We start from the raw sequence: 19,518 nt of genomic DNA, 5'->3' as shown, positions 1-19,518 counted from the left end.
TCAGAAATATAAGCTAAATATTTTATAAAATCAAATATATGTTTCAAAATTTTATATACCGAAGTTTCTAGGCTGTGAAGAAAACCAATTTAACGATTTTTCAAGTTCAATTTCGTTAAAATCAGGCCATAGTATGTCTGTAAAGTAAAATTCAGCATAATTAATTAGTAATGGGAAAAATCCACTAATCCTTTTAACTCCTCCAGTTCTAATCAATAAATCTATGGGTTTCATATATAATGATGGCGGTTTTTCCCCATTTTTTATTAAATTTAATTCCCATTCTCCAGAATAGCAATATGCTAGATTTAGTATGCCATTTTTTCTATTTTTTGTTTCCTCCTCAGTTTTCTTAATTTCATTTAATATATAGTCTGGAACTATACTCATATCACCTATTACTCTTACTGATATGTCATTATCCTTTAGCTTTTGATTTTCTCTTATATAATTAAACCCTTCTTTTGATAAATAAAATAAAAAATTTAACTCTGTCTTGCTTCTTCTGGTGCAATTTTCATAGCTCAATACATAAACAGAAGCATTATATATTCCATAATCAACGATTTTGTCTAGAATTTTCTTTAAGTTTTCGAATCCTATTTTATAAGCTGTGAAAAAATCTATTTTATTCTTTTTAGCCCATCTCCTGTTGCCATCAGGAATAATACCGATATGAATTGGCAGACTTATCGTTTTCATTCCCCTATATTTTATTTGTTAACTCTTCTTAATATTTCTTTTCAATACCAATTTTTAAATTTTAAGTTTATTTAATATATTGGTGGTTAGACTGGAGAGTTGGAAATTGCTTCTAGATGAAGTCATGAAAAACAGCAAAAACGAGTGGTGTAAAGATTACGATGCTTGCCCTTTAAATGATTTTCTTCTTAATATAGATGGTTATTCATCATCTAGGAGTAAATTACCATGGATGTCTTATGAAGATTGGTCATTTAAAGCTGCTATTGCATCTATGAGTGATGTAATAGTTTCTGGAGGTAAACCATATGCTTTATTGTACAGTGTAGGGGTAACGGATGAAAATGTGTTGAAATCAATATCTATAGGTATGGGGCAGGCGTCTGATTATTTAAAAAGCATTATTTTAAAAGGTGATACAAATAAATCCATAAACGATTCTTGGATTGATGTTGTTTCCGTAGGAAGAATTGACAACAAAAAATATATTAATAGGAAAGGTGCAAAGGCAGGAGATTATTTAATTCAAATAGGTTATTTAGGTTATGGGTCTTTATCTCAAAAATTATTAGAAAACAAAATAAAAATTTCAGATGTCGATAATAAATTATTAAGAAAAACGATTTTACCTGATTTCCAAATTGATGCTTGGATTCCCATTCATAAATATGGTACAGCTTCATCAGATAATAGTGATGGATGGATTTCTACACTCTATAATATTATAGATTCCAGCAAAGTTAAAGTAGTCCTGGATGCAATAGAAATCGATCCTTTATTAAACGATATTATAAATAATGAGGAGGCTTTAAACAGCTGGGAAGACTATAATTTTGCTGTTACAACTAGTGAGGAAAACATAGATGATTTTCTTGATGAATGTACAAAATTAAAAATCAGATGCTTTGTTGTAGGAAAAATAGAAGAAGGTTTTGGACTATATTACAATAATAATAAGATAGAAAACTATGGATGGACGTGGTAAGATTGAATATAAATCAAGAAAGAATAGTTAAAGTTTCTTATTCAATAAAAAATTTTGGCTTGGAAAACGTTTTGTTACTTGAAGAAAAAGTTGATCCTCAGTTTATTTATATACAAAAACTTAAGCAAAAAGTGGGTAAAGGTTATGCTACTTTTTATTCACTAGTGGTTTCTTTGATCAGCTATAAGTTAGCTATGAAAGGGGAAGAGTGGTGGGAATGTTTTTCAGATTATTTATCTAAAAGAGGAAAACCAAAAAATATTGATGAGGCTATTAACAATGTAGTAGATTTTATAAAAAACTGTAGGGGATCAATAATAGGGCAAAAATTTAAGCTAAAAAGAATAGAAAAAATATCAAAAAACAAGGAACTTTTGAAAGCCATAATTGAAAATCCTGAAATAGTTTTGGAGAAACCCGAAAAAATTATGAAAGAAATTGCGAACTTATTGGAAACTGAGGAGTGGAAGAAAACAATAACATTTTCAATAAAAATGGCTTATTATGCAGTAAAGAATAAAGGTGAGATTAAGCCTTTAATGATAAACATACCTATGCCCATAGATATAAGAATTTCATGTATTTCTTATACAAGTGGAATTGTTGAATCAGAATCTTTTAAAGAAATATTAAAAAATCCTAAGATTGCAATAAAAGCATGGGAAAAGGTTTCAGAATTAAGCGGTGTGCCCCAAATTCATTTAGATAGCTTATTATGGGTAGTTGGATGGGCTCCAAGGGAATTAGAAATTAACGAAGCAAGAGAAAAAATAATTGTATTCTTAAATAAATATTATGATCCAATTAAAGTTAAGCAATTAATTGAGGAGCTATTTTATAAGGAATGTAGATAGTAAAACTTTAATATTCTATTCTAAATATAAAAATAGGATAGGTGTAAGACATGGGAGTTTACCAATATAAAGATTTAAAGAAACCAAGTGGAGGGCTAAGACATTTAGTGCATAAAAGGAAGAGAAGATATGCTATGGGAGAGTTATTTGTGCCAGCAGTTCTTCAAGAAAAAGAGGAAAAAATTATAAAGAGAGTTACTGGAGGAAATTTAAAAGTTTCATTAAGAAATGTTTCCGTTGCTATAGTTACAGATAAAAAAGGAAAATCAAAGGTTGCTAAGATATTAAATGTCTTGTCTACACCATCTAATAGGGAATATGCAAAGAGAAATATAATAACAAAAGGAGCAATAATTCAAACAAGTGAAGGAAAGGCAAGGGTTACTTCAAGGCCTGGCCAAGACGGAGTAGTAAATGCAGTTTTGATAGAAGAGTAAAATTCTAATAAGAAAACTTTTAATTTTAATCCGTTTTTAGATATTTGAGTGAGACATATGTCAATAAATTATCCATGGCATTGGATTATTGAGTGGAGTACTCCAGGAACTGCTCATATGCATGCAGTTAATAATGTGTATGCATATGGTCAATCAAAATATCAAAGATGGGCTATAGTAGATTATTCTGATTTGGGTAAAGCATTGGTTATAGATGGCAAGGTACAATCATCATTACTTGATGAATTTGTCTACCACGAATCTTTAGTACAACCGGCTATGCTGTTAAATGGAAACCCTAAAAAGGTACTTATATTAGGGGGAGGGGAAGGAGCTACATCAAGAGAGGTATTAAGGTTTAAATCTATAGAAAAAGTTGTTATGGTTGATATAGATGATCAAGTAGTTGATGTATGTAAAAAATATTTACCAGAATGGCACCAAAACTCATTCTATGATAAAAGAGTAAAAGTAGTTATAGACGATGCTGAGCATTATATAGACAATACTGATGAAAAATATGATGTTATAATCTCAGATTTAGTTGATCCTGAAGAAGCAGGTCCTGCAGTAAGGCTATATACTAGAGAATTTTATATGAAGATTGTTAATAAGCTTGAGAAGAATGGGGTATTTGTTACACAGTCTACAAGCCCGGTCTTAACGCCAACAGTTCATGCTGTTATCTATAATACAATAAAAAGCGTTTTCAAATATGCATATTCATACTATGTTTACATAAGGAGTTATGAAGGTATATGGGGATTTGTAATAGCATCAAATGATGTTAATGTGGAAAACGTTAAAAACTTCGATGTAGACAGCTTGATAAATAAGATGGTTAACGGTAAAAATAGATATTATGATAATGAATCTCATGCTCATATGTTCTACATACCAAAATACATAAGAAATATATTAGAAAAAGAAAAGAGGATATCAACTCTAAAAGACCCTATTTATTTACCAGCTTAGTTTTATTTTTCATTAGATTTTTTAAAATTATTTATCCAAAAATCAGCTATTTCCTCTCTTTTTGCTATCCACACATCAAATGATTTAATGTATTTTATGAAATCTCTAAGAGCCTTTATTCTTCCAGGTCTCCCCATTATTCTAACATGCATTCCAATGCTCATCATTTTTGACTCGTATTTAGATTCTTCGTATAGCTGATCAAATGAGTCTTTTACATAAGAAAGAAATTCATCTGCCGTTGAAAATCTATTCATTGGATATAAGAAGTGAAAGTCATTAATATCAGGAGTATAGGGTATAATTAAAAAATCCTTATAAAAATATGGTATGTCATCATTATATGCATCAGAGTCATAAGTAAATCCCAAGCTTTTTACAATGTCTATTGTGTTTTCGCTTGGCTCTCTTGCATAATAACCTTTAGGTTTATACCCAGTTATTTTTTGTATAATCTCTACAGATTTTTCAATTTGCCTCTTTTCTTCATCATAACTTAATCTATAATTTTCAAACCATCTAAGTCCGTGATCTACAATTTCATGCCCATCACTTACGATTCTCTTTGCAGCTAATGGATTTAATTCTAATGTATGTGCAACTGAGAAAAACGATGCTTTAACGTTTAATTCTTTTAATGTATTTAATATTCTCCATATAGCTACTCTTGTACCGTATTCATATACACTTTCTAATCCAACATCTCTCTTTTTCACATCAATTGGAGGAAATTCGCCTACAGATTCTATTATACCATCTACTTCATATGAGTGTTCTGAACCACATTCATAATTAAAAACTAAGTTAACAGCTAATCCTTTATTACCGGGCCATTTAAATTCAGGTCTTTTTTCACCATACCCAATAAAATCCCTCTCATAAACCAATTTTATCACCAATTTGTAAATAGTTTCTAATATATTTATATTTTCGATTCACTGCGTGTCTTTAATTATTTAGTATTTTATTTAGGTGAAAGAATGGATATAGTTACATTTGTTCAACAAATAACAGAAAGGGTTACTGCTTTAGCATGGGCAATGTTTTTATTAACATGGAGTATAGGTTGGACATTAAAGGGATCACCAATACCTATAAGCAAATTAAAAAGAGCAGGTAGTAGTCTAATTGAAGATTCCATATGGGCTGCATTTTGGCTTGCTATTGGCTCATCCATGTTTAGCTTCATAGTATATATAGTTAATCTTATAACGAGTTGATTTTAATGGAAAATTTCTATTATTTATTAGCAATAAACCTATCACTTCTTACTTTTTATTTAGGTGTATTAATTTATGCGCTGCCCATACCAGAAAGAGGGATTAAAAAATGGAGCAGCATATTAATAAAGGATTCCATACTATCATTTATTATAATTATATCAATCTACTTTATTTATAATTATATGAATAATTTCGCAAATTCTTTAGGCGGTTCATGGGGTTACTTCGATTTATGGTTTAGTAATGCGATAACGTTGAGTATTACAACAAAAGCTTTACTTATGGCGTTATCTTCCATATTGACAAAAGTTCCTTTAGGATCTCAGATGGCTTCTATTATATCACCTATGAATGATGCATTGACAGCTGAAATATTATTTTTAGCAGGCTTATGGGGAATATACTTCATAGTTAGTTCATTAGGTCAAACTATTTTAATGATTGGACTAGTTTTATATTCAATACCGTTCAGAATAGCTAGAGATGCGGGTGCCTGGTTTATTTCTTTTATTTTGGTTTTTAGCGTTGGATTACAGATTATGCCAGTTTTTATTACTAATATTGCTGAGTCAAGCGGAGTAAATTTAAATAACCAAGCTATTAGCATGGGTTTAACTTTTATAAATGCAAAGGCAACTTATAGAGGAAACCCACTAAAGAATTCTCTTATCTACGTTTATACATATAATAATTCATATAATCAAATAGCTATATATAAAACTGATGATAAAGGTAATATAATAAGTCCAAGTTATGGGAATGAGATTTCTTTACCAAGCCAACTCCCTTCATATTTTTTCTCTGTAATTGATGGTGTAGCATTTAAACTATATCCATTCCCTTTATACCCTTATAATTTGTCATTTAGCAATAGCCAAGAATACAATTTATATACAGATAACATATTATATGAAAATGAAAATTATACTTTAGCATTTGAAAGCAATAACGGAAATTATAATTCTTTTACAAATGATAATTTAGTGTATATATATGGTAGTTCAGGATTTGTTGAAATAAGGGCGATAGATAATTGCATAAATAATATAAGTTATTCAAATTTTGCTGAATCTAATGGAACATGGAATTATTATAACTTAAAAGGAATTTATTACGTATTTACTCCAATTAATCAAAACTTAACTAGTTATTTGAAATTTAAAATTAATAATTGTATGACTCCAAATTTAAATATTAAATATTCAGATTATGCAAATGACTATTTAGGAATACAGAATATATTAACTCCTTCAATTTTAGAGTATTTCCTTTTATATTATATAACGATTCCATTAATATACTTTTCATTATTGATTTCCATTACATATGGCCTTGCTAGATTATTGGGAGGAAGAAGGGGGATAATCCCAAGAGTGATATGATTATGAACACATTTCAAATCTTTGACTTTGTTATAGGAATCATAGCATTCATTTCAATATTTCTTATACTTAAAAATATGAGGGCAAATACTGAGTTAACAATACCTTTAAAAATTAGACCTAAAAAACAAGGGAGTTATATAGAATATAGCATTAATGGAAAGAGATACGTTGGGATACCTTATTTATCAAATAATTTGCCCAGGGGTGGTGATGATTTGCCAAGAAGAATTATTAGACTTGCAAGGTCTAGTAGGATAAGCGTATCGTTTATTTCAAATATGTATAACGTTAACAAAAGCACTCTTCTTAAGCTTATAGATGATGAGATGAAGAAGGCTAACTTATCTTATTCCGCAACAAATCAAATAAAATATAGAGAAAGATTAAGGTTTCTGGAAGATCTTTATAAAGAAGTTGCAAGAACCGGTGTTCCATATATTGGTAGTTTTGGTTTTATTGTTTGGGTTGATAGTGATGATAAAGAATCAGAACTTTACGCCGAATCTTTTAGAAACCTTGTTGAAGCAGAATCTCAAATAGAAACAAGAAGGGTCTATAACTTAGAAGAAATTCTTTCAATTACAAATCCAATAGATGTCATAAAAGATGATACATCAATAGCAATTTCCTCTGCTGAAGACATAGGTGATTATGAGGGTATTGTTATAGGAGAAGAAGAAAATGATCCCGGCAAGACAGTATTATTATCATGGCCTGACAACTTCAAGCATCACATAGGTATTTTTGGGCCCACAGGTAGAGGGAAAACTGTACTCTTATCTGGTATTGCAATGCAGCTAATGTTAATTTCATCGACCTTAAATTCAATCCAATCAATAATAGTAATAGATCCGAAGGGTGATTTATCTAAGCTATTAAAGAAGAATGCAGATTTATATTTGGAACCTATAGAAAAAGATTGTGTAAAATTACCTAGAAGAGAGGGTATAGCAAGTAAATTAATTGAAAGTTCTCTTAAGACTGGGGAAGGAAGCAAAATTAATATTTGTGAAGGGTATTTGGATAAAAAAGGTTTAGTTATTTACGATTTATCTAAAATGCATAATGAAGAAAGAAACGTGTATTCTTCCTTAATCATTTCTTCCTTGGCTTTAGAGGCTAGCGAAAAGGGTTTTTATAGGCCAATCGTATTGATTATAGATGAAGCATGGAGAATTGTAAGTAATTCATATTTTCATTTAGAGTTTGCAATGAGAGAAGGAAGAAGCAAAGGTCTATATGTCATATATGCAACTCAATTACCTTCAGATGTAGGGAAAAGCATTACAGATAACACAGGAGTGAAAATTATATTTGGGGGTTTCACCAATTATTATGTTGATTCATCTCAGCAATTAGGTATAGAAGAAGCTGAGATATTGAATGAATTGCCAGTTGGTCATGTAATTTTAAAAATAGAGAATAATAAAGAAAAAACAGTAAAGGTTATAGACTTTAGCAAATTGCTTAAAATGGGAGGCAATACTTAAGTATAAGGTGTAAAAAATGGGAAAAAGTTTAAGGCAGCAAAGGGCTGGTAGAGGAGGTTCACAGTTTAGGAACCCAGGACATATTCATATAATGCCGGCTAAATATTTATCTATGGATAAAACTGAAAAAGGAATTATAAAGGATTTAGTGCATGACCCTGGAAGATATGTACCTCTAGCATATATAGTTACCGAATCTGGAAAGGAATTTTATGTACCTGCTGCTGAAGGATCTTATGTCGGGCAAACAATACAAATTGGAGAAGATGCTGAGCCAACATTTGGTAATATATTACCTCTAAGCAAAATACCAGAAGGTACTTATGTATTTAATGTTGAACTTAGACCAGGAGATGGAGGAAAATTAGCCAGGCAAGCCGGAAGTTATGCTTTAGTTTTAGGTAAAAGTGGGGATAAAGTAAGGATTAGGCTGCCAAGTAAAGTCGAAAAAGATTTAGACAAAAATTGCAGGGCAACAATAGGAATACCAGCGGGAGCTGGAAGAATTGAAAAACCATTGTTAAAGGCAAGCGCTTCATATTATAAAGCTAAAGCAAAGGCTACAAAATTCCCAACGGTTAGGGGTGTTGCAATGAATGTTGCATCCCACCCGTTTGGCGGTGGATCACATCAGCATGAGGGTAGACCGACAACAGTTTCAAGAAATACACCTCCAGGAAGAAAAGTAGGTCATATTGCTGCTAGAAGAACAGGTAGGAAGAAAAAGTAGATATAAAATTTATATTAATTTAGAAACATTTATCATTTTTTCAACAACATCTGTTGCATTTTTTCCAAAAATCAGACTTCCGGGTTCTTTTCCAAAATCTCCAAAGTCAAATATAAAATCAACAGGTTTTTTACTAATATTGAGGGCAAAAGTTATACCCCAAGGTATAGATCCACCTTCTTTTTCTTTAACTTCTATAGGCTCATATTTTCTATCATAGTATGAACTCGTATACCCTAATTTTTCTATAGCCTTTTTTATTTCTTCATTATATGCGACATTAGCAGCTGACCTATAATCTGGATAGAACTCCATGTATTTTATTAAGGCCCTAGCAACATGGCTACTTGCACCGAATTCAGGTTCGTTTGAAAAAATTAACTTGTTTCCAAAATTCCTTATTCTGCCAGGAACCGCTATTATATCTTGCAGCTCTCTTGTATAGAATTTCGGTAATGCCATTGCAATATTTGTTGAAATTTCTGGTATAAGCTTTGATATAAGTTCTTCATTTTCTTTTATTAATTTTAAAGCTTTTTTCATTTCTAAATAAGTTAAATATTTGTGATAGTTTATTTCCATGTAGGAGTTTGGATTTACTGGTCCATGACCTTTACCAATTGGCAATCCAAAGGTTATTGCTTGAGTTATCATTATTTTTGCCACTTTTACAGATTCGAATATATCAAAACCCTTGGCTAGGTTTGCGGCAATTGCCGCAGAAAATGAGCATCCAGTTCCATGATCCGTATTTGTTAAGATTCTCTTCTCTTTAAATTCTTTGTATTGCCCGTTATAATACAATACATCAGTTGAAAAGTCGCCTATCATATGACCTCCTTTAACAATTGCCGCTTTCGCTCCAAAATTTTCTACTATTATTTTTGCTGCTTGTTTAGCGTCATCTAAGCTTGAAATTTTAATATTTGTTATTTTCTCTGCTTCAGGTATGTTAGGTGTTATAACTGTAGCTCTTGGTATCAATTTTTCTATAAGGATCTTTATAGCATCTTCTTTGAGCAATACAGAACCGCTTTTTGAAACCATAACTGGATCTATTACTAATGGAAAATCATAGGATTTTAATGTATTTGCTACTTCATTAGCAATTTCTGCATTACTTAACATGCCTGTTTTTGCAGCATCAATTCCAAAATCGTTATATATGGCCTCGATTTGCTTTCTTACAATTTGTGGGGATACATCATAAATTCCCGTTACTTCATAAGTATTTTGAGCTGTTACACTTGTTATGGCAAGCGTTCCGTGGACCCCCATTACTGAGAACGTTTTTAGATCTGCAGCTATTCCTGCACCCCCACTACTATCGCTTCCAGCTATGGTTAAAGCAATAGGAATTATCTTATTTTTTAGTTTATTTTCGTTATTCATTTTTATCGCCTTTAATTAAATCAAGCGTTTTAAAGAATATTGGCCAAAAATCATCTCTTTCTGGTTGCCTAATTTTTGTTTCACTGTCTTTATCTTTCAAATAAACACCATTACCTTCTTTCGCTTCTCCTATTATCCTTGCTTCTATACCTTTTTCATTCAGTATTTTAATAGCTTCTTTTTCCTTGTCCCTACTTATAGCAGCAATTAATGTACCTTCGCTAATAGATGCATAAGGATCTATATTAATTTTAGTAAAATTGGAGAATGATTTCAATACTTTTAAAACATCATCTCTAATAAACAATTTATCTTTGTAAACTTCAATTTTAACTTTACTTGCTTCGGCCATATCATTTAATGCACCCCAAACACCATATTCTGTTGCGTCATGCATGGCTTTAACTCCTTTTCTTAAACCAAGATTTGATAAAGTTAAGGCATCGTCAACAACAGATTGTAACCAAAATATATTTTGAGCCTTTAATGCAAATTCTTTACCATAATCTTTTTCTAAAACATGTGGGAATAGAGAAGACAATATACCAGCTGTCTCTATTGCAGGACCTTTTGTCATGAGTATTAAATCTCCTGGTTCGACCATGGCTGGTGAAACGTAATTGTCTTTATTAGTTATTCCTATTAGTGTAGCCCCTCCTATCATAGGATAGTCAACACCTTCATACCTACCAGTATGACCTGAAACGATGGATATACCAAGCTTCAAACACTCTTTATGCATATTTAGCCACATAACTTTGAATTCTTCATCACTCATCTTCATTGGTAAATTTAAATCAATAAAGAGATATTTAGGAGGAATGCCTGAAACTGCGACATCGCTAGCTAATATATGGATTGCAAACCATGAACTCTTTTCCCAACCATATTCTGGTACAATATATACTGGATCCACTTCTATTATTATATCTTTATCTCCTAAATTTAAGACGCCGAAATCAATACCAAACTGTGGACCAATTTTAACGTTGCTATCTTTAATACCTAGATTGGGATATATTACTTCTTCAAATAATTTTCTATTTAATTTTCCAATAACTCGATCAGTCATCATTATTACCCTTCTCAGTAGTAAAATTAAAAAGTATTAAACTTTTATCATATAAAGTAATTGTTATTATAATTAAATAAAATTAATTTTAATTATTGAAGTAATTAAATAAATGTTACTATTCAATATGTTTTTATATAAAAAAATTAAGATGAATATTTTAATTAATTATAGGTAGGTTAAATATATAAAACAACATCTGATTTTGATGCTTCATTTAAGAAAGTACCTACGCCGGATATGTTATCAACTAATGGATCAAAATCTTCCTTCTTAAGCTTTAACATATCTGCAACAAGGGAGCAAGCGTCTATTTTAACCTTACCTGTTGATTTAGCATCTTTTAGCATTGAATACCATGAAACCTTTTTCTCCATCATATAGTTTACGGCAGTTTGTTTATATTCTTCATAGTCCTTACCTATTTTGTCGAATTTTTCAGGCATACCTTTTTTGAATGCAACTTGGGAAAAACTCAAAAAAACATATACTTCCATATCTTCAGCTACTGCGCCAGATACTATAACAGCCAAAGAAAGCAATTTTTCTACAGTTGGGGATATCATAAATATAGATAGCTTATTGGACATGCTATCACCATAATTATCTATGCATAGAGAAAAATTTAACTTTTTCTTAATAGAGAATATATATTTTTTAACTTGGATTTATAAAATCTTCTTAATTTTTCTCAAAACTATAGCAATTATTATAAGAAGGGTTACAAATCCTCCTATATAGATTAAAATGTTAAATTGATTTATATAAATTACATTTGCTTTAGATATATTATTAGAGCTCATATTAATTACAAAGCTTTCTAAAGTATTTCCAGCAATTTCAAGTTTAGCAATAATTATGTATTTACCTTTTTGTAATGTCACGTTTGATATACTACCAATTATAGTTCTTTTATAATTACTTCCAATTATAGTTAAATTCCATAAAGTTTGAGGAGTTAGTTCTATTGTATAATTTGTATTGTTTAATATTTTTATTTCTGGAATCCATAAAATGCTTTGATTTAAGTTTCCATTTTTTTGTATAATACTATGATTAAAATAATATTCATTTATACCGTTTAATTGATTAACGCTTTCAAGAGTTATTCCTCCTGCAAAATTTGTAGGACTATCTTGGTAAGCTGAAGGAACAAAATACCAAGAATTGTTATATAAATAAAAAAGTTTCATGCTGGCATTCCATTTAAATACAAGCAATTGTGATCCTTTTGAATATCCCGCTATTACGAATTGTAAAACAAACGGTTGAAATAAGCTATTAACAGTCTGCGGAGCAGATCCTCCCATTTTACCTACTAAAAAACTGGGGTTAATGGATTTTTGATTTATTGTTATTTCATCTAATAAGTTTTTGTTTGATTGATAAGTAGAATTTATAAAATAAAAGTATATTTTTATTATTGGATAGCTTGAATTTTCTATATAAACATATTGTTTTATTGTAAAAGGTGCTTTTGAAGTATATGTTATGGGATATTTATATGCATAATATTCATTATTGTAAATTGTTCCGTATCCTTTTACTCCATTTAAAGTTGAATTTTGTTGCGTAACATTCCAAACATTATCTAAAAATTCTATTTTATATACGTTATCTGTGTTTGATACTCTTGCAATTGTTTGTATCCATAAAGTAGTGTTTAATGAAATATTAACATTTGCATTTAATTGTAAGCTAAATCCATAAATATAGCTTGGCCTTAGAGAATAAAATGAACCATTGTAAAAGTTAAATAAGCCAAATAACCCTTTGGTTGCATAGCCATAAGTTATACTTCCATTGTTTGTTATTATGGTTCCATTATCGTTGATTCCAACACTGGTTGATTTAGCAACGTTTAAAGATATTAATAATGTTAATAGAATAAAAATTAATATTAGGTATCTATTCATTTTCTCCCCAAAAATTATTTTTCTTGTGTCCTAATAATCTCTCCTTTATAAATTAAATACTTTATTCTATCATATCCCCAATAATAACCTAATTGGTTCAAATTTTCAACATCCCATATTATTAAATCTGCTTCCTTACCTATTTCTATATTTCCCAAATTATTTAAACCTAGGCTATAAGCAGAATTTATTGTTGAATATGCTAAAGCTTCTATAGGTTTAAAGTTCAAATAATATATTGCTAGGTCGAAAACCGTTTGCATAGAAATCATGGGACTATTAGGACTATAGTCTGTTCCCAGAGCTATTATTGCTTTATTTTTTATTGCATCAACTGCAGGTTTTCTATTATCTAGCATGCTTATTATACTAGCCGGCAATAGACCTAAAGCAGTACCTGTTTCGCCTAAAATTTTTAATTTTTCTTGAGGGGTACTTTCTAAATGATCTATGGAATCCAATGGAAACTCTTTTATTAAGTCCGAACATCCTATATATTTTATTTGATCTGCATGCATTCTTAGCTTAAAACCATATTTTAAAGCAGTTTTAAGTATTTTCTTGCTCTGTTCCAAATTGAAGGCTCCTTCATCACAGAATACGTCAACATATTTAGCCAGATTTAGCCTTTTTACTTCAGGTATGATCTTTGTAATAAAATATTTAACGTATTCATCTCCTTCAAAATCTTTTGGTATTACATGAGCTAAAAGTGTTGGCACTATATTGTATTCTTTAAAGCTGTTTACAACACGCAGTAATTTTAGTTCGTTGTCAAAATCCAATCCATAACCTGATTTTATTTCTATAGCTGTTGTACCCAATAACAATGATTTTTTTAATATTTTTTCAAGGTTTGATTTTAAATCCAATTCTGAGGCATTTTTAGTCATAGAAACTGTTTTGTATATTCCCCCGCCTTCTTTTAATATTTGTGAATAATTTATACCAGATAGTTTTTTGTACAATTCATCTTCCCTGCTTCCAGCAAAAATTGCATGAGTATGCATATCAATTAAACCACTTGTAATAAGCATTTTTTCAGAATTTATTTTATATTTGCTGTTATATTTTGTTAATATATAATCAGATGTTCCTATATCAAGAATTTTTCCGTCTTTAACAGCTATTCCTACGTTTTTTAATATTCTAGTATTTTCATCGCTTATCTTCCTTATTGGCTCCTTAAAATAGATAGCCTCCCCTATGTTGTAGATTATTAGGTCAGCATTAACCATCTTTATTCCCTATATAATAATTCAAAGTAAATAGTATTAACTTTGCAGCTAATCTACTTGTAATATTATTAAAATCAAATGGTGGCGATACTTCTGTTATGTCTAACCCTAATAGGTTAGCGTCTTTAATGATTTCTTTAATTATTTTAATTGTTTCATTAGGGTACATACCTAATGCTGTTGGACTGTTAACGCCGGGGGCAAAAGATTGATCTAGGTGATCCATATCTATGCTAACATATAAACCATCTGTATTTTCTTTCAGCCATTTAATCTCCTTAAATAAGTTACCTTCATCCTCCATTACTTGATCTCTATAAAATACTTTAATTCCAAATTTATCGGCTATCTTCTTCATGTATGAAGGATTAGAATAGTCTGAAATACCTATTTGAACCACTTCAAATTTTTCTTTATATGATTTCAATAATTCATTTAACCAAGATCCACTTGTTAAACCTTCTTTTACTTCTCTTAAATCATAGTGAGCATCAAAAACAATTAAACCTATTTTTTTGTATAGATTATTTAAACCTATCAATGTATTTTTAGTTATTGAGTGATCTCCTCCCAAAAATACTACCGGCATATTTTCAGAGTAGGCCTTTTCCGCGACATTTATTATCCTATTAGATGTAATGTTTACATCCCCAGGAACTATTTTTACATTGCCCAAATCTTTGAACCCATATTTTATCTCTTTGATTTTATATACATCACTCCTTAAACTAAAAAGCTCTTTTCTTATTTCCTGAGGGGAAAATCTTGCCCCTGGCCTTCCTCCAGTTGACCAGTCCCATGGTATACCTATCAAAGGTATTTTCTTTTCCAAATCTTTTATTTTTATGTCATTTTCATCTCTAATAAAACTGTTGCTTGGCTCTTCTAAATACATTTTTCCACCTTATAATTTATTGGATTAACGATTTAAAACATTTTAATGAAATATTTATATTTTCATCTTCCTTATAAAAATTGGTGTTAATTATGGTAAGTAATGAAACATTAAGAAGATATGAAGGAAGACCTATTTTAAAGTTAATAGAGGAAGGTTATTATAATCCTGAAGAGAGAGCAAGAGTTCGTCATATAGAAGGATGGGAAATTCATACAAAATCGGGATGGCAGACAGAAGGAATTTTGAGAATGCTTTTCCATGTATTAGATCCAGATGTTGCTAAGGATCCAGAGCATTTAATTGTCTATGGAGGATCCGGTAAGGCTGCAAGAGATTGGAACTCGTTTGAGACTATAGCAGATTCTCTTATGGAGTTAAGGGAGGATGAAACATTAGTTGTACAGAGCGGAAAACCAGTGGCTATTTTCAAAATAAGCAAATATGCTCCTAGAGTTTTGATAAGCAATGCCATGCTCGTTCCGAAATGGGCAGACTTCAATTATTTTAAAGAGCTTGAAGAGAGGGGGTTAACAATGTTTGGACAAATGACTGCTGGATCGTGGAATTATATAGGTTCTCAAGGTATAATACAAGGAACATACGAAACAATAGCGGCTGCCTCAAAATTGTATTTCAATGGTACTTTGGAAGGTAAGATAATTCTTAGTTCAGGTTTAGGTGAAATGGGAGGAGCCCAACCTTTAGCTATAACAATGAACGGCGCAATCGGAATAATAGTAGAAGTTGATAAAAAAATGATAGAAAGGAGAATAAAGTTTAAATATTTAGACACATGGACAGACAGTATTGATAAAGCATTAGATATTGCTAATACATATAAACAAAGGAAAGAGCCAATAAGTATTGGTTTACTAGGAAACGCTGCAGAAGTTTATCCTGAATTGCTAAGAAGGGGATTTGTACCTGATATTGTAACAGATCAAACACCTGCTCACGATCCTTTAAGTTATATACCCGAAGGTTTGGCCTTAGAAGAGGCTGACAGATTAAGGGAAAGCAATAAAGAAAAATATATAGAATTATCAATGAATAGCATGAAGAAGACTGTTGAAACTATGGTTGAATTTCAAAAGAGAGGTTCAATTGCATTTGACTATGGCAATAATATAAGAAGGATGGCATATGATGCAGGATTTAAGGATGCGTTTCAAATACCAGGTTATGTACCTTTATTTATAAGACCATTATTTGCTGAAGGCAGAGGGCCATTCAGATACTCCAGCTTAGTTGGTAATCCAAAAGATATATATAGGTTGGATGATGAACTAATAGCTATGTTTAGCGAAAATAAGTTTTTAGTTAACTGGATTGAAAAAGCCCACAAATACATCAAGTTCCAAGGATTACCTGCTAGGGTTGTTTATTTAGGCTATGGGGAAAGGGCAAAGTTCGGAAAATTAATGAATGAGCTTGTAAAATTGGGAGAATTAGGACCTATGTGGATAGGAAGGGATCATCATGATACAGGCAGCGTTGCAAGTCCATATAGGGAGACTGAGGCTATGAAAGATGGAAGTGATGCTATAGGAGATTGGCCTATTCTAAACGCTTTGTTAAATGCATCTGCAGGAGCAACTTGGGTTGCATTTCATCATGGAGGAGGAGTAGGAATAGGATATTCGATACATGCAGGTTTTGGCTTGGTACTAGATGGCAGTGAAGAAAGCCTAGAAAGGGCTGAAAGAGTATTAACAGTTGATCCAGGTATTGGTGTAGTAAGACACGCTGATGCAGGCTATGATATTGCGAAGGAGACCTTATGTAAAAAAGGAATAAAATCCCCTTCAATTAAATGTTAAAGGTGTTTATTTTGGTTTTGTTATGTAAAGATGTTGAGTTTCATGAGTTTTTTGAAGACTTTTTATTTAATAAAGTAGAAATTTGTGATGAATTAAAAAACAAAATAATAGAATCCAGAAAAATTTACGAAAGAGAAGCAAGGAACGGTAAAGTTTATGGCTATTCAACAAGCCTGGGTGCTCTTATAGATAGACAAAACGTTTATGATAAGGAAAGAGAAAAAATAATTTTAAGAGAACATGATACAAATATAGGTAGAAATTCTCCTAGTCTATTGATAAGAGCTACGATGTTAGTTAGATTAATTCAACTTAGTAAAGGTAATTCGCCAGTTAGGCTAGAGGTTGTAGAAAGGCTTAAAGAGGCAATTAATAATGACATAATACCTGTTGTACCGATTTTAGGAAGTGTAGGTGCAAGCGGGGACTTAGCTCCTTTATCTAGGATATTTAGATGCTTAATATATGGGGAAGGCATGGCATATTATAACGGAGAAAAAATAAGTTGTCAAGAGGCATTAAATAATAAAAAATTAGATATTATGAATTTAGAACCAGGAGAAGCATTAGCTTTAATTAACAGTAATTCATTTAGTACTGCTATGAGCATGATTAATACTCAATTAATTGAAAAAATATCGGATTTATCTTTAGATGTTGTTAAGGAATCGCTTAATTTATCAGGATGTAATAATCAACATTATTCTTACGCTGTTTTTGAAACAAAAAAACAATTAGGTGTTAAAAAGGTAATTGATAAGCTTAATAATTCATGCACAGATACTCCAAGAATACAGGATCCATATAGTATTAGATGTATACCTCAAATTTATGGAGCATTATATGATGCAATAGAGTTTAGCAAGGAAATTTTGAAAAGAGAAATTAATTCATCATCTGATAATCCCATAGTTTTTTCTGGTAATGTCTATCATGCGTGTCAGTTTCATGCTATATATTCGGCAATAATTTCTGATTTCCTAAAAATAGCCGCGATACCTGTTATGAATTCTATAGAAAGGAGGATTTCACAACTATTAGACGGGAAAATTAACAGAAAAAATGATTTCCTCTTAAAAGAGAAAAGTGTAGTAGGAGCTATGATTATGCAATATACAGCTGCCTCAATTAATGCTTATTCTAGGGGGTCTAACGTTTCAATGTCTTCTCATTCAATACCTACTAGTGGTACTCAAGAAGACGTCGTTTCAATGGCCCCCAACTCTTCATTAGAGCTAATGAAAATTAATGGGTTATTTTTAAAGCTGGTTTCCATAGAAAAGGCTATTAACATGTTTAATGAAGCTATTGAAATACCTGACCCTAAAGATTTATTGGAAAAATCATATTATAATCTTATTAATAGAAATGATTTGAACAAATACTCTGATATACTAAGCTTTTTCTTTTAAAGTTTTTAATTAATATTTACAAATATAAATAGAGGGGAATTTGAGTGGATAGTTCGTTAATAATTAATTTAGCTGAAAAATTTGGAACACCACTTTATATAACAGATTTAGATGTTGTTGAGAAAAATTATAAAAATATTGAAAGTTCATTTAAAAAATACTTTGATAAAGCGAAAATATTCTATGCTATGAAAGCTAATTATAATCCATTTATCTTAGATTTGTTAAAAGATTTAGGATCTGGAATAGATGCAGCTTCCCCTTATGAATTTATTTTAGCAGAAAAAATAGGTTTTAGCGGAAAAAGTATTTCATTTGCACCTCCAAATGCTTCTAAAGAAGAATTAAGTATAGCGAGCAGTTATAATGTTAATACATTAATACTTGATTCCTTAGATATGTTAGAAAATGCAAAAGGATTAAGATTTGAAAATTATGGAGTTAGAATAAATCCAGGCATAGAGGCTGGGTTTAGTGAAAAGGTTATGACTGGTAAGGCATATTCTAAATTTGGTGTAGATATTTCAAATTTAGATAAAATAATTGATAGATCAAAGGAAATAGGGATTGAAATAAATGGATTACATGCTCACATAGGTTCTGGAATATTAGATGAAAGGCCTTATTCAATATTAATTGATAAGTTATTAAAAATTTTTGATAAGTTATTAAAAAAAGATTTTATAGATATTGGAGGAGGGTTTGGTTATGATTATGTTAATGGAAAGCATGCAGATATAAGCAAAATAGCTGAGGTAATTAATGAGAAATTTTCAAAAGACAAAGAGTTAAGAATTGAGCCTGGTAGGTATTTGGTTGTTAATGCATCTATTTTAGTATCTAAGATTAATGGAATAAAGGAAATTGAAGGACATAAAAAATATGTCCAAATAGATGCAGGTATGAATTCATTAATTAGACCTGCTTTATACAATGCAATTCATAGAGTTAAGTTATTAAATGAAAAAGAAGATACTGAAGAAACATAT

Annotated in this window: 19 protein-coding genes; 11 read left to right on the top strand and 8 right to left on the bottom strand. The window is 30.6% G+C overall.

Translation table 11 applies throughout. The annotated features are described in order from the left end of the window. Positions 1-51: 51 nt before the first annotated feature. Complete coding sequence (locus tag RXO53_RS05190; RefSeq protein WP_410713195.1) at positions 52-702, bottom strand: undecaprenyl diphosphate synthase family protein; 651 nt, start codon at positions 700-702, stop codon at positions 52-54. Positions 703-784: 82 nt separating this feature from the next. Between RXO53_RS05190 and RXO53_RS05185 the strand changes: the two genes are divergently transcribed. The 4 genes from RXO53_RS05185 to speE are packed head-to-tail and all read left to right on the top strand — an operon-like array spanning position 785 to position 3,953. Beyond that, positions 785-1,687, top strand: a complete 903-nt coding sequence (locus RXO53_RS05185) for a thiamine-phosphate kinase (protein ID WP_410713194.1) — start codon at positions 785-787, stop codon at positions 1,685-1,687. Next, on the top strand, positions 1,681-2,541 hold the full coding sequence (locus RXO53_RS05180) for an N-glycosylase/DNA lyase (RefSeq protein ID WP_410713193.1): 861 nt from the start codon (positions 1,681-1,683) through the stop codon (positions 2,539-2,541). The genes RXO53_RS05185 and RXO53_RS05180 overlap by 7 nt, the downstream gene beginning before the upstream one ends. Before the next feature lie 50 nt (positions 2,542-2,591). Continuing rightward, positions 2,592-2,978 carry a 30S ribosomal protein S8e gene (locus tag RXO53_RS05175; protein WP_410713192.1) on the top strand — a complete coding sequence of 129 codons (387 nt, stop codon included), beginning with the start codon at positions 2,592-2,594 and terminating at the stop codon, positions 2,976-2,978. Positions 2,979-3,035: 57 nt separating this feature from the next. Next, positions 3,036-3,953, top strand: coding sequence for a polyamine aminopropyltransferase (gene speE / locus RXO53_RS05170; RefSeq protein WP_410713191.1), 918 nt, complete (start codon positions 3,036-3,038; stop codon positions 3,951-3,953). Positions 3,954-3,955: 2 nt separating this feature from the next. Here the strand turns inward: speE and RXO53_RS05165 are convergent, their stop codons facing one another. Continuing rightward, positions 3,956-4,840 carry a polysaccharide deacetylase family protein gene (locus tag RXO53_RS05165; protein ID WP_410713190.1) on the bottom strand — a complete coding sequence of 295 codons (885 nt, stop codon included), beginning with the start codon at positions 4,838-4,840 and terminating at the stop codon, positions 3,956-3,958. Between the two features lie 93 nt (positions 4,841-4,933). Between RXO53_RS05165 and cedA1 the strand changes: the two genes are divergently transcribed. From cedA1 to RXO53_RS05145, 4 genes are read left to right on the top strand one after another with little or no spacing between them, the layout of a single operon-like run. Beyond that, positions 4,934-5,173 (top strand): DNA import protein CedA1, encoded by a 240-nt coding sequence (gene cedA1 / locus RXO53_RS05160; RefSeq protein ID WP_410713189.1) that lies wholly within the window; start codon positions 4,934-4,936, stop codon positions 5,171-5,173. Positions 5,174-5,178: 5 nt separating this feature from the next. Further along, positions 5,179-6,558 (top strand): hypothetical protein, encoded by a 1,380-nt coding sequence (locus RXO53_RS05155; RefSeq protein ID WP_410713188.1) that lies wholly within the window; start codon positions 5,179-5,181, stop codon positions 6,556-6,558. 2 nt (positions 6,559-6,560) lie between these two features. After that, entirely contained in the window at positions 6,561-8,051 is a 1,491-nt protein-coding gene (locus tag RXO53_RS05150) for an ATP-binding protein (protein WP_410713187.1), read from the top strand. A 16-nt stretch (positions 8,052-8,067) separates the two neighbouring features. Further along, entirely contained in the window at positions 8,068-8,781 is a 714-nt protein-coding gene (locus RXO53_RS05145; RefSeq protein ID WP_410713186.1) for a 50S ribosomal protein L2, read from the top strand. 9 nt (positions 8,782-8,790) lie between these two features. On the opposite strand, the gene RXO53_RS05140 is transcribed toward RXO53_RS05145, so the two are convergent. The 6 genes from RXO53_RS05140 to RXO53_RS05115 form a co-directional block, all read right to left on the bottom strand. Next, on the bottom strand, positions 8,791-10,173 hold the full coding sequence (locus RXO53_RS05140; protein ID WP_410713185.1) for a bifunctional hydroxymethylpyrimidine kinase/phosphomethylpyrimidine kinase: 1,383 nt from the start codon (positions 10,171-10,173) through the stop codon (positions 8,791-8,793). Then, positions 10,166-11,245 (bottom strand): AIR synthase family protein, encoded by a 1,080-nt coding sequence (locus RXO53_RS05135; RefSeq protein WP_410713184.1) that lies wholly within the window; start codon positions 11,243-11,245, stop codon positions 10,166-10,168. Before RXO53_RS05135 ends, RXO53_RS05140 begins: the two co-directional genes overlap by 8 nt. Positions 11,246-11,424: 179 nt before the next feature. Continuing rightward, complete coding sequence (locus RXO53_RS05130) at positions 11,425-11,835, bottom strand: DsrE/DsrF/DrsH-like family protein (protein ID WP_410713183.1); 411 nt, start codon at positions 11,833-11,835, stop codon at positions 11,425-11,427. A gap of 78 nt (positions 11,836-11,913) precedes the next feature. Beyond that, on the bottom strand, positions 11,914-13,161 hold the full coding sequence (locus tag RXO53_RS05125; RefSeq protein ID WP_410713182.1) for a thermopsin family protease: 1,248 nt from the start codon (positions 13,159-13,161) through the stop codon (positions 11,914-11,916). Between the two features lie 14 nt (positions 13,162-13,175). Then, a complete protein-coding gene (gene hutI / locus RXO53_RS05120) occupies positions 13,176-14,399 on the bottom strand; it encodes an imidazolonepropionase (protein ID WP_410713181.1) in 1,224 nt (407 codons plus the stop codon). Then, positions 14,392-15,294 carry an arginase family protein gene (locus RXO53_RS05115; protein ID WP_410713180.1) on the bottom strand — a complete coding sequence of 301 codons (903 nt, stop codon included), beginning with the start codon at positions 15,292-15,294 and terminating at the stop codon, positions 14,392-14,394. The genes hutI and RXO53_RS05115 overlap by 8 nt, the downstream gene beginning before the upstream one ends. A 92-nt stretch (positions 15,295-15,386) precedes the next feature. On the opposite strand from RXO53_RS05115, the gene hutU reads away from it, so the two are divergent. The 3 genes from hutU to RXO53_RS05100 all read left to right on the top strand — a co-directional run. Then, complete coding sequence (gene hutU, locus RXO53_RS05110) at positions 15,387-17,117, top strand: urocanate hydratase (protein WP_410713179.1); 1,731 nt, start codon at positions 15,387-15,389, stop codon at positions 17,115-17,117. An 11-nt stretch (positions 17,118-17,128) separates the two neighbouring features. Then, complete coding sequence (locus RXO53_RS05105; protein WP_410713178.1) at positions 17,129-18,529, top strand: aromatic amino acid ammonia-lyase; 1,401 nt, start codon at positions 17,129-17,131, stop codon at positions 18,527-18,529. 44 nt (positions 18,530-18,573) lie between these two features. Next, a partial coding sequence (locus tag RXO53_RS05100; protein WP_410713177.1) for a diaminopimelate decarboxylase family protein occupies positions 18,574-19,518 on the top strand: 945 nt, incomplete at its 3' end.

Source organism: Caldisphaera sp., from assembly GCF_046536515.1.
Lineage (GTDB): Archaea > Thermoproteota > Thermoprotei_A > Sulfolobales > Acidilobaceae > Caldisphaera.
This window is presented reverse-complemented; position numbering and strand designations above follow the sequence as displayed.